Origin of the sequence: Microbacterium psychrotolerans (genome assembly GCF_031085295.1) — a bacterium.
GTDB classification, from domain to species: domain Bacteria; phylum Actinomycetota; class Actinomycetes; order Actinomycetales; family Microbacteriaceae; genus Microbacterium; species Microbacterium psychrotolerans.
Genome location: NZ_JAVFWO010000004.1, coordinates 565,754 through 577,215 on the forward strand (window position 1 = coordinate 565,754; position 11,462 = coordinate 577,215).

Here is an 11,462-nt window from a genome sequence, read left to right on the forward strand (position 1 = left end):
CGTGCGTTCGGGGCGCGCGACGTGCGCCCCGAACGCACGACATGCACCCCACACCCGTGGTGACCCCGGCGCGCTCGCTCGACGACCGGAATCGGACGGATGCCGCGGGCGCGGCATCCGTCTCCGCTCAGGTGTTGCGGAGGTCGTGGTGAAGGTCCTTCGCGGCCTGCACCACGAGCGGGCCCAGCCGGCGCTCGTCTGCGCGCTCGAGGTGCACGACCAGGCCGAGCGCGACGGGCGGCAGGCCCTCGACGCGGGGCAGCGCGGCGGCGACGGAGACGTTGCCGAGCGTCATCTCCTCGCGCGTCGTGGCGTAGCCGAGTGCGCGCGTGCGGGCGATGTCGGCGCGGAGGTCGGCTTCGCTCGTGATGGAATTCACGGTCTCGCGCTCGAGAGGCGCCCGGAAGTACTGCCGCAGCCAGCTCTCGTCGCGCGTGGCGAGCAGCGCCTTGCCGACGCCCGTGGTGTGCAGCGGCCCGCGGCCGCCCATGCGGCTGAGGGTCGGGATCGACTGGCGGCCGGTGAGGCGCCCGACGTACAGCGCGCTCGTGGTCTCGGGGGTCGCGCCGTCGAGCACCGCGAGGTGCACGTTCTCGCCGGTCGCCTCGTAGAGGCGCACCATGTGCGGGAGCGCCGTCTCGCGCAGGCGGAGCGACAGGGGCGAGAGCTCGCCGAGCTCCCACAGCCGCGGGCCGATGGCGTAGGTGTGCCCGGGGCCCCGCGTGAGGAGGCCTTCGGCCACGAGCGTGGCGAGCAGGCGATGAAGTGTCGACGACGCGAGCCCGGTGCGCGCCGCGAGCGTCGTCGCCGTGACGGCCGGCTCGTCGTCGGTGAAGCATCCGAGCACCCGCAGCGTGCGCTCGAGCACGCCCTCGCCGTCCGCCATGCTTCCTCCCCGAGCGACGTTACCCCGCGGCCGCTCGCGGTCCGCCGTGGCGCGACCAGCCGCTTCGTGGGACACAGCTCCTCGACATCCGGCGCGCTCGCGCGCCAAGCCGGTACGCCCGCCCGGATGCGCACATTCCTGAGGAGTTGCGACGGCCCGCCGCCAACGAGCCGGCCCGCATGCGCACATTCCTGAGGAGTTGCGATGGCCCGCCGCCGACGAGCCCGCCCGCGGCATCCCGCGCCGACCGACCGCACCTCGAGCCGACCCTGAACCCGTACCTGCCGCTTCGAGGAGCGCAACTCCTCAACTTCCGGCGCGATCGCCGCGGCGAGCCGCTTTCGCGGGCCCACACCCCCACACTTCCGAGGAGCTGGAGCGCTGCCGCTGCGCGCAGCCATGGTCGCGTCGGGTGGCAGAGTGGGCGCATGGCCAACTCGCCCTCCGGCGACTCGATGACGGCGCGCATCGTGCGCGTGCTCGAGACGTTCACGGCGGAGCGCTCGATGCAGTCGGCCGCCGAGATCGGGCGACGCGCGGGGCTCCCGTCGTCGACGGCACACCGGATCGTCGACGAGCTCGTCGATGCCGGGCTGCTCGAGCGCGACGAGGACCGCCGCGTGCACCTCGGCCTGCGCCTGTGGGAGCTCGCCCTGCGCGGTTCGGCCGCGCTCCGCCTGCGCCAGGCCGCCCTCCCCCACATGGAGCAGGTGCAGTCCCGCATCCGCGAGCACACGCAGCTCGCGGTGCTCGAACAGGACGAGGCGCTGTTCCTCGAGCGCCTGTCGCACCCCGACGCCGGCGCGAACATCACCCGCATCGCCGGCCGTCTGCCGCTGCACGCCTCCTCGTCCGGCATCGTGCTGCTGGCGCACGCGCCCGCGGCGCTGCGGGAGCGGGTGCTCGCGGGCCCGTTGCGCGCCCTCGCACCCGAGACGGTGACGGATGCCGCACGCCTGCGTCGCCTGCTCACCGAGGTCCGCCGCACCGGAGTGGTGGTCGCGCCGGGCTCGATCGAGGCGGTCTCGACCGGCGTCGCCGTCCCCATTCGCGACGCCGGAGAGGTGGTCGCCGCGCTCTCGGTGGTGCTGCCGCGCGAGACCGACCCGGATGCCGCCGTCGCGGCCCTGCGCGAAGCCGCCGCAGGTATCGAGGCCGCGCTCCGCGCCGACCGCCGCTGAATCCGTCACGAGCGGAGGGGATGTGAGGGGCGGAGGACCGATCCCCGCCTTTCGCTCCTCCGCTCCTCGCATCTCCTCCCGTCCTCGCGCGGATCATCGCAGCCAGCAGCGCCCCGCTTCCCGATGAACGGGAATCCGACGCAACGCTGGCGCGGCGGGGCCACACTGGGCCGAGGCATCCGATTTCCGAACGTCGAAGGAGACGCTCATGTCCACGATCCGCACCCGCGTCGCCATCGTCGGCGCCGGGCCCGCCGGCCTCCTGCTCTCGCACCTCCTGGGCATCGCGGGCCTCGAGTCGATCGTCATCGACCAGCGCTCGCGCGACGAGATCGAGACCACGATCCGCGCGGGCATCCTCGAGCAGGGCACCGTGGAGGTGCTCGATTCCTCCGGAGCCTCGAGCCGCGTCCGCACCGTCGGCAACCGGCACGACGGCATCGAGCTGCGCTTCGCCGGAGCGGGTCACCGCATCGACTTCGCCGACCTCGTGGGCCGCGGCGTGTGGCTGTACCCGCAGCACGAGGTGCTCAAAGACCTCATCGCCGTGCGCCTCGGCAAGGGCCAGGACCTCCGCTTCGGTGTGACCGCGGTGCGCGTCGAGGAGGCGGCATCCGACCGTCCGCGCCTGATCGCCACCGACGCCGACGGCTCGCCGCTCGAGATCGAGGCCGACTTCGTCGTCGGCGCCGACGGCTCCCGCAGCGTCGTGCGCGAGGCGGTCACCGGCTCGCACACCGGTGGCTACTTCCGCGAGTACCCGTTCGCGTGGTTCGGGATCCTGTGCGAGGCGCCGCCGAGTGCCGACGAGCTCATCTACAGCAACTCGCCGGACGGGTTCGCGCTCATCAGCCAGCGCAGCGCCACGGTGCAGCGCATGTACTTCCAGTGCGATCCGGATGCCGACCCGAACGCCCTCTCGGAGGAGCAGCTGTGGGAGGCGCTGCAGGCCCGCGTGCCCGGCACGACGCTGAAGGAGGGGCCGATCTTCCAGCGCGACGTGCTGCGGTTCCGCAGCTTCGTCGCGCACCAGCTGCTCAACAACCGTGTCGCGCTCATCGGCGACGCCGCGCACACCGTGCCCCCCACCGGTGCGAAGGGCATGAACCTCGCGGTCGCCGACGTGCTGGTGCTCGAGCGGGCGCTGCGCGCGCTGCTGCTCGAGAACGACGACCGCCTCATCGAGGCGTTCCCCGAGAAGGCGCTGCACCGCATCTGGAAGGCCCAGCACTTCTCGTGGTGGATGACGAACATGCTGCACGTCGCGCCCGACGCGTCGGAATTCGACCGCCTGCGCCAGCTCGGCGAGCTGCGTTCCGTCGTCGAGTCCGAGGCCGGCCGCCGCTTCCTCGCGGAGGCCTACACCGGGTGGCCGCTCGAGGGCCTCACCTGACGCGCACCCGCACCCGCCTCCCCGCACCGCCCGCCCCGCCCCGCTGGTTTCCCCAGGCTCACGTGCGCGTCCGTGCCTGAATGGGCCCGGAAGGAGACGAACAGCGCACGTGAACACGACCGGCGGGCGACTGCCGCTCAACGGGAATGGACGGATGCCGCACGGCCGTCTCGGCTATAGTCCGGTGCCCATGGCCTCATCGTCGCGGACCGCACCGCCCGAGCCGTCGCGCACCACCGCGGTCGCGATGCTGCTCGTGGCCGTGTGCCTGGTCGCGGCGAACATGCGGCCGGCCATCACGGGACTCGGACCGCTTCTCGACCAGATCGGCGACGACACCGGGATGTCGGTCTCGGCGCTCGGGGTCCTCGCCGCCGTGCCGCTGGTCGCGTGGGCGCTGTTCTCGCCGCTCGCGCACGACCTGAGCCGGCGGTTCGGGCAGCCGCGGGTGCTGATGTGGTCGCTCCTCGTGCTGCTGGTCGGCACGCTGGTGCGATCGATCCCGGGGCCGGTCGTCAGCCTCTGGGTCGGCACGGCGATCATCGGCATCGGCATCGCGATCATCAACGTGCTCATGCCCGCCGTGGTCAAGCGTGACTTCCCGACGCACGTTCCGGCGGTCACCGCGGCCTACACGGCGCTCCTCGCGGGGCTCGGCGCGGTGTCGTCGGGGGTCGTCGTGCCGATCTCGCACATCTCCGTCGACGGCGATCCCGCCGGCTGGCGGTTCGCGCTGCTCGTGACGGGCGCGGCGCTGCTGCCGTTCGCGATCGCCGGGTGGTGGTGGGCGCACCGAGGCGCTGCGCACGCTCATGTCCGGGCGTCCGTGCCCCGCGGCCGCACGGGCATCTGGAGCGACCCGATCGCCTGGCTGGTCGCCGTGTACATGGGCCTCCAGGCATCGATGTTCTACATGTTCGTGACCTGGCTCGCCCCGCTGTCGATGTCGATCGGACGCACCGAGGTGATCGCCGGCATCGACGTCATGGTCTACCAGCTGTTCTCGCTCGCCGGCTGCCTGCTGCTGCCACTGATCCTGCGCGGCGGCCTGGAGCGGTGGGCGCCCGCCCTCATCCCGTCGCTCGCGATCGTGGGCGTCGCCGGCCTCATGATCGCGCCGGACGCCGTCCTGCTGTGGGCGTCGCTCATCGGACTCACCGGCGGCGCGACGCTGGCGATGTCGCTCACGCTGATGGCGCAGCGGGCGCGCGACCACGACGCGTCGGCCGCCCTCTCGGGCATGTCGCAGTCGGTCGGCTACGTGATCGCCGCGCTCGGGCCGGTCGCCTTCGGCGCGCTCCACAGCCTCACCGGCGACTGGATCGCCTCGCTGGCGCTCGTGCTCGCGGTGCTCGCCGCGCTCACGGTCGTCGGCGTCTTCGCCGGGCGCGACCGCTACGTCCTCGAACGCCCCTAGCGCCCCGACGCCGTGGCTCGAGACGACGTCCCAGGGCTCGGGCGTCGGACCACGGTTTCAGGGGCGGCGCACCCGCTCGGGTGTCACGAAGTGCGGCATCCCACCCCGCGTCACCGCGTGTCGTGTCCCCTCAACGCCGCCGTCCGCGCGGCGCACCCGCTCGGGTGTCACGAAGTGCGGCATCCCGCACCGCGGCACCGCGTATCGTGACACCTCAACGCCCGCCACAGCGCGGCGCGAGGCTCACTCGTCGGGGAAGGCCAGCGCCCGCAGGAGCGTGCCCAGGGTCCCGCGGTCCTCGGCGCTGAGCTGCGCGTGGACGCGCTCCTCGGCGGCACGGGCGGACTCGCGGGCCACGGCGACGAGCTCGCGGCCGGCGTCGGTGGCGACCACGACGTTGGCGCGACGGTCGGACGGATCGGGCTGACGCTCGACGAGGTGGCGGGCCTGCAGCTCGTCGACGAGGCTGACGACCTGGCTGGGATCGAGCCGGAGGAATTCCGCGAGCTCCCGCTGCGACGGCCGGGCATCGCCCGACGCGAGGACGAGCACCGAGTACGAGCGGGCTTTGAGCCCGTGCTCGGCCAGCGCGGCGTTGCCCGCGGCGAGCGCGATGGCGTTCGCGCGGGCGAGCAGGAAGCTGACGTCGTCGGTCAGGGCGGACGAGCGGAGCCCCTCGGGCGCGACGGCGTCGGCGGGTTTCGGCATGGCCACGATGCTAGTCCACTTCATGGATGAACGGAATGATTGACTTTCTCAACGGTTAGGACTTCAATGGACCCGACACGAAGGAGTTCACGCATGTCTTCGCACGCCCCCCTCGACGGCAAGGTCGCCATCGTCACCGGCTCGGGCCGCGGCCTCGGCCTCGCCTACGCCCAGGAGCTCGCCCGCCAGGGCGCCGCCGTCGTGATCAACGACGTCGACGACGCCACCGCCGCCGAGGCCGTCGCCTCGATCGAGGCCGAGGGCGGCCGCGCGGTCGCCGTGGTCGCACCGGTCGGCCCCACCGAGACCGCGAAGCAGCTCGTGCAAGCCGCCGTCGACACGTTCGGGCGGCTCGACATCCTCGTCACGAACGCGGGCGTGCTGCGCGACACCGTGCTGTGGAAGATGAGCGACGACGACTTCGACACGGTCATCAACGTCCACCTGCGCGGCACCTTCACCTGCGTGCGAGAGGCGGCGACCTGGATGCGCGAGAACCAGGTGGCCGGTCGCATCATCTGCATCGGCTCGCCCACCGGTCAGCGCGGCAACTTCGGGCAGACGAACTACGCGGCCGCCAAGGCGGGCATCGTCGGCATGGTGCGCACGTGGGCGCTGGAGCTGAAGAAGGCCGGCATCACCGCCAACGCCGTGATCCCGGTCGCCGCGACCGCGATGACAGCGACGGTCCCCTACTTCGCCGCGGCGGTCGAGGCCGACGCGGCCGGCGAGCCGATGCCCGCGTTCTTCCGGCACGACCTCGGGTTCGGCACGTCCGACGACGTCGCCGGACTCATCGCCTACCTCGCATCGGATGCCGCAGCCGGCGTCACCGGGCAGGCCATCGGCATCGGCGGCGACCGCCTGCAGATGTGGTCGCACCCCGAGGCCGTCGCGACCGCGTATCACGAGGGCGGCTGGTCGTACGACGATCTGGCGACCGGGTTCGACGAGGCGGCCGGCGACCTGCAGTCCGTCGGCGAGAAGTTCCCGCCGCTCCCGGAAGAGCTCCAGCGCCCGTGACACCTCACCCCGAGTACGCCGAAATCGGTCGCTGAGTCGTCGAAGCACCCTTCGACAAGCTCACGGACCGGCCCATGACCCACTGAGGACCCGCCATGACCCGCTACGAACCCGCGATCGACGTCGACGCGCTCACCGCGGTCGACGTGCACGTGCACATCGAGGTCGACCATCACGGTCACTCGTCGCTGCCCGACGACCTCCGCGATGCGGCGGCGGCGTACTTCAGCACGGACGGACCGAACCCCGACCTCGACGGCGTCGCCGCCTACTACCGCGAACGGCGCATGGCGGCCGTCGTGTTCACGGTCGACGCCGAGACGAATCTGGGGCAGTCGCCGATCGCGAGCGCCGACATCTCCGAGGGCGCCGCCCGCAACAACGACGTGCTCATCCCGTTCGGCTCGGTAGACCCGCTGAAGCCGACCGCGGTCGACGATGCGCGCCGCCTCATCGAGGACCACGGCGTGCGCGGTTTCAAGTTCCATCCCACCGTGCAGGGCTTCGACCCGTCCGACGCCGTGCACTCCGCCCTGTACGAGACGCTGCAGGACGCGGGCGTCGTCGCGCTCTTCCACACCGGTCAGACGGGGATCGGCGCGGGTCTTCCGGGCGGCCGGGGCCTCCTGCTCGGCCTGTCCAACCCGATTCTGCTCGACCCCGTCGCGGCGCGGTTCCCCGAGCTGCAGATCATCATGGCGCACCCGTCGGTGCCGTGGCAGGACGAGGCCCTGTCGGTCGCGACCCACAAGCACAACACCTGGATCGACCTGTCGGGCTGGAGCCCGAAGTACTTCCCCGAGTCGCTCGTGCGCGCCGCCAACTCGTACCTGAAGAACCGCGTGCTCTTCGGCTCGGACTTCCCACTGCTCACGCCCGACCGCTGGCTGCGGGATGCCGAGCTGCCGACCGCTTCGGGCGCCGCGCGCTTCAAGGCCGAGGCTCTGCCCGGCATCCTCAAGGACAACGCGGTACGCCTGCTCGGACTCGGCGGCTGACATGCCGGTGCTCGAGGCGGATGCGACGTTCGGGTTCGACCCGTACGCGATCGCTGCCGCCCGGCTGAGCCCCGCCGCGCGCGCTGCGCTCGGGCGGCTGCAGACCGCCCTGGACCGCGACATCCGCCCGCTCCTCGCCGACGCCTGGGAGACGGCGACCATGCCGCGCGAGGTGCTCGACGCACTCATCCCGCTCGATCTCATGCAGCCGGAGGGGATGGATGCCGCCGAGGCTGCGTCGAGCGTCTACTCGGGGTTCCGCAACTATGTGCTGGCGCGCACCGACGTCTCGGTGGCCACCCTCTACAACGCCCAGTCCGGACTCTTCCGCACCGCGATCGCCCTCGGCGGCTCACCCGAGCAGGCGGCCGAGCTCGACCCGCGCGTTCGCAGCTTCGAGGTCAAGGGGGTGTTCGCGCTCACCGAGCCCGAGCACGGCTCCGACATCGCCGGCGGACTCGCCACCAGCGCCCGGCGCGTGGGCGACGGCTGGGTGCTCGACGGTCGCAAGAAGTGGATAGGCGGGGCTGCGGCATCCGATGTCCTCGTCGTCTTCGCGCGCGACGTCGACGACCGCGCGGTCAAGGTGTTCCTCGTGCCGACCGGTGCCGAGGGAGTCCGCCTCGAGACGATCGGCGGCAAGGTCTCATTGCGGCCGATGCAGAACGCCCTCATCTCGCTCGACGCAGTACAGGTCTCCGAAGAGTCACGACTGCAGAATGTGAACGGGTGGGCGGACGTGGCGCGCATCCTGCGCGCCATGCGCGCCGACGTCGCCTGGATCGCCGCGGGACTCCAGGCGGGCGTGCTCGACGCCGCCGTGCGCTACGTGCGCGAACGGCACCAGTTCGGCCGGCCGATCGGCGGGTTCCAGCTCGTGCAGGAGAAGCTCGCACGCATGCTCGGCAACTGCGTGGCGTCGCTCGCCCTCGTCGTGCAGCTCTCCCTGCACCAGGACGGCTCCGCCGAGGTCGGCGGCGAGTTCCCCGACGAGAACTCGGCGCTCGCGAAGATGCAGACAGCCCGGCTCGCCCGCGAGACGGTCGCCCTCGGGCGCGAGGTGCTCGGCGGCAACGGCATCCTGCTCGAGCACGACGTCGCCCGCTTCTTCGCGGACGCCGAGGCCGTGTACTCGTACGAGGGCACGCATGAGATCAACGCCCTCATCGTCGGCCGCGCGCTCACCGGCGCGTCGGCCTTCACCTGACCCGCCCGCCGGTTGAGCCGCCTACCGGTCGCTGAGCCGCCCCACCCGTTGCTGAGCCGCCCACCGGTTGCTGAGCTTGTCGAAGCACCACCTACCGAAGGAGATCCCATGACCACCACCGTCGATTACGCCGACGTCGCCGGGCTCGCCGGCACCGACCTCGGCTGGACCGAGTGGCTCGAGGTGACGCAGGACCGCGTGAACCTCTTCGCCGACGCGACCGACGATCACCAGTGGATCCACGTCGACCCCGAGCGCGCGGCCGACGGCCCCTTCGGCGGGCCCATCGCCCACGGGTTCCTGACGCTGTCGCTCACCGTGAAGTTCTGGTCGGAGCTGTTCGACGTCACCGGCGTCACGACGCGCGTGAACTACGGCCTCGACAAGGTGCGCTTCGTCTCGCCCGTCGCCGTCGGGTCCCGCGTGCGCATGAACGCCGTCATCGACGAGGTGACCGAGGTGCGCGGGGGCTACCAGTTCGCCGTCGACCAGACCATCGAGATCGAAGGCGGCGAGAAGCCCGCAGTCGTCGCGCGAGGGCTGTACCGCTTCTACGCCTGACCGTTCCTTCCACCCGCTCGCCTGTCGCAATCGCTGGTTCCCACCCACGATTCGTGACAGGCGAGCAGCCCCACCTTCCTCGAGGGAGAGGACTCCGCAACGATGCACGAGGGAATCGGGTTCTGGCTCGCCAAGCGGCGGCTGAAGGACCCCGACAAGACGGCCGTCGTCTTCGGCGACGACGAGTTGAGCTATCGCCGGCTCGCGGATGCCGCCGACCATGTCGCCGCGGTGCTGTGGCATCGCGGCATCCGCCGTGGCGACGCCGTCGCCTACATCGGCGAGAACAGCCCGCAGTTCCTGCAGGTGATGTTCGGCGCGGCACAGCTCGGAGCCGTCTTCGTGCCGCTGAACACGCGGCTCGCCGGTCCCGAGATGCAGCACGTCCTCGTCGACTCCGGGGCGCGGGCCGTCGTGCTCGACCCGGAGTTCCTGGAACGGGCGATGCCGGGTATCGAGGCGGGGCGCATCGCCCACGTCATCGTGACCGGCGACGGGCTGCCGGAGCACCCCGGCCTCGCCCGCCTCGTGGCTGACGCCCCGGGCGGTCACACCGTCGCCGACGTGAGCCTCGACGATCCCGCCGCGATCATCTACACATCGGGCACAACTGGGCGCCCCAAGGGCGCCGTGCTGAGCCACGGCAACCTCACCTGGGTCGCCGTGAACTGCATCGTCGACTACGACGTCGTCTCGACCGACGTCTCGCTGATGATCTCGCCCCTGTTCCACGTCGCCTCGCTCGGCATGGGCGCGCTGCCGGTGATCCTCAAGGGCGCGACGCTCGTCCTGGAGAAGGGCTTCGAGCCCGGGCGCGCGCTCGCGCAGATCCAGCGCCACGGCATCACGATGCTGAGCGGCGTGCCGACCACGTATCAGATGCTGGCCGACCACCCGGACTGGGCGGCGACCGACATCTCGACGCTGCAGAAGCTGACGTGCGGCGGGTCGGCGGTCCCCACCCGCATCCTCAACGCGTACGAAGAGCGCGGGCTGTCGTTCTCGCAGGGCTACGGCATGACCGAGACGTCGCCGGGGGCGACGTCGCTCGCACCGTCGATGACCCGCGAGAAGCAGGGCAGCGTCGGCCTCCCGCACTTCTTCACCGAGGTGCGCATCACCGACGAGCACGGCGATGTCGTGCCGCGCGGCACGGTCGGCGAGATCGAGATCTCGGGCCCCAACGTCTTCCTCGGCTATCACGGCCAGCCCGAGGCGACGGCGGCCGCGTTCACGGACGACCGCTGGTTCCGCTCGGGAGACCTCGGCTACCTCGACGCCGACGGCTACCTCTACATCGCCGATCGGCTGAAGGACATGATCATCTCCGGCGGAGAGAACATCTATCCCGCCGAGGTCGAGAACCTCATCTCCGACATCGAGGGGATCTCCGGCGTCGCCGTCGTCGGCGTGCCCGACGAGCGCTGGGGCGAGGTGCCGTGGGCGGTCGTGACGGTCAAGGAGGGCGCCGAGGTCGACACCGCGATCGTGCGCTCCCATCTCGACGGCGTGCTGGCGCGTTACAAGCTGCCGAAGAACGTCGTCGTGGTGGAAGAGCTGCCGCGCACCGCGTCGGGCAAGGTGCGCAAGGCCGACCTGCGCGCGCGCTTCGGCGAGAGCCGATGACGCGCGTCCCGCCGGTGCCGTCCCTCGTGCCGGCGTTCGAGGTGGTCGCAGAGCTCGGTCCGCTCGAGGACCACGGCATGACCCGCGCCGGCCATCGCCGCATCATCCCGGTGGTCGGCGGCACGGTCACGGGCGATTTCACCGGCACGATCCTCGCCGGCGGCGCCGATTGGCAGACCGTGCGGGCGGACGGCTCGATCGAGATCGACGGCCGGTACAGCGCCCGCGGCGACGACGGGTCGCTGCTCCACATCCGCGCCCGGGGCGTGCGCAGCGGCGATCCCGCCGTGCTCGAGGCGCTGCTGCGCGGGGACGACGTCGAACCGGACGCCTACTACTTCCGCGCCGCGCTCACGCTGGAGTCCGCGTCGCGCCCCGAGTTCGAGCGCGCGGTCTACGTCGCGTCGTACACCCGTGAGGCGAGCCGCGTCCGGTACGTCGCCTACCGCGTCACCTGAGCGG

At 71.8% G+C, this 11,462-nt stretch carries 11 protein-coding genes; 9 read left to right on the forward strand and 2 right to left on the reverse strand.

The window, feature by feature from the left end:
* Positions 1–127: 127 nt before the first annotated feature.
* Positions 128–886: an IclR family transcriptional regulator gene (locus Q9R08_RS15595; RefSeq protein WP_308869040.1), complete on the reverse strand. Its 759-nt coding sequence runs from the start codon at positions 884–886 to the stop codon at positions 128–130.
* Between the two features lie 428 nt (positions 887–1,314).
* Between Q9R08_RS15595 and Q9R08_RS15600 the strand changes: the two genes are divergently transcribed.
* The 3 genes from Q9R08_RS15600 (at position 1,315) to Q9R08_RS15610 (ending at position 4,877) form a co-directional block, all read left to right on the forward strand.
* On the forward strand, positions 1,315–2,067 hold the full coding sequence (locus Q9R08_RS15600; protein WP_308869041.1) for an IclR family transcriptional regulator: 753 nt from the start codon (positions 1,315–1,317) through the stop codon (positions 2,065–2,067).
* Between the two features lie 208 nt (positions 2,068–2,275).
* On the forward strand, positions 2,276–3,460 hold the full coding sequence (locus tag Q9R08_RS15605; protein ID WP_308869042.1) for a 4-hydroxybenzoate 3-monooxygenase: 1,185 nt from the start codon (positions 2,276–2,278) through the stop codon (positions 3,458–3,460).
* Between the two features lie 190 nt (positions 3,461–3,650).
* Positions 3,651–4,877: an MFS transporter gene (locus tag Q9R08_RS15610; protein WP_308869043.1), complete on the forward strand. Its 1,227-nt coding sequence runs from the start codon at positions 3,651–3,653 to the stop codon at positions 4,875–4,877.
* 243 nt (positions 4,878–5,120) lie between these two features.
* Here Q9R08_RS15610 and Q9R08_RS15615 read toward each other — a convergent pair whose 3' ends face one another.
* Complete coding sequence (locus Q9R08_RS15615; RefSeq protein WP_308869044.1) at positions 5,121–5,585, reverse strand: MarR family winged helix-turn-helix transcriptional regulator; 465 nt, start codon at positions 5,583–5,585, stop codon at positions 5,121–5,123.
* Between the two features lie 93 nt (positions 5,586–5,678).
* Between Q9R08_RS15615 and Q9R08_RS15620 the strand changes: the two genes are divergently transcribed.
* From Q9R08_RS15620 to Q9R08_RS15645, 6 genes are all read left to right on the forward strand, one after another.
* Positions 5,679–6,608, forward strand: a complete 930-nt coding sequence (locus tag Q9R08_RS15620) for an SDR family NAD(P)-dependent oxidoreductase (RefSeq protein ID WP_308869045.1) — start codon at positions 5,679–5,681, stop codon at positions 6,606–6,608.
* Between the two features lie 95 nt (positions 6,609–6,703).
* Entirely contained in the window at positions 6,704–7,606 is a 903-nt protein-coding gene (locus Q9R08_RS15625; protein WP_308869046.1) for an amidohydrolase family protein, read from the forward strand.
* 1 nt (position 7,607) lies between these two features.
* Positions 7,608–8,813: an acyl-CoA dehydrogenase family protein gene (locus Q9R08_RS15630; RefSeq protein ID WP_308869047.1), complete on the forward strand. Its 1,206-nt coding sequence runs from the start codon at positions 7,608–7,610 to the stop codon at positions 8,811–8,813.
* A 108-nt stretch (positions 8,814–8,921) separates the two neighbouring features.
* Positions 8,922–9,374, forward strand: coding sequence for a MaoC family dehydratase (locus Q9R08_RS15635; RefSeq protein WP_308869048.1), 453 nt, complete (start codon positions 8,922–8,924; stop codon positions 9,372–9,374).
* 102 nt (positions 9,375–9,476) lie between these two features.
* Entirely contained in the window at positions 9,477–11,000 is a 1,524-nt protein-coding gene (locus Q9R08_RS15640; protein ID WP_308869049.1) for an acyl-CoA synthetase, read from the forward strand.
* Positions 10,997–11,458 (forward strand): DUF3237 domain-containing protein, encoded by a 462-nt coding sequence (locus tag Q9R08_RS15645; RefSeq protein WP_308869050.1) that lies wholly within the window; start codon positions 10,997–10,999, stop codon positions 11,456–11,458. The genes Q9R08_RS15640 and Q9R08_RS15645 overlap by 4 nt, the downstream gene beginning before the upstream one ends.
* Positions 11,459–11,462 lie beyond the last annotated feature (4 nt).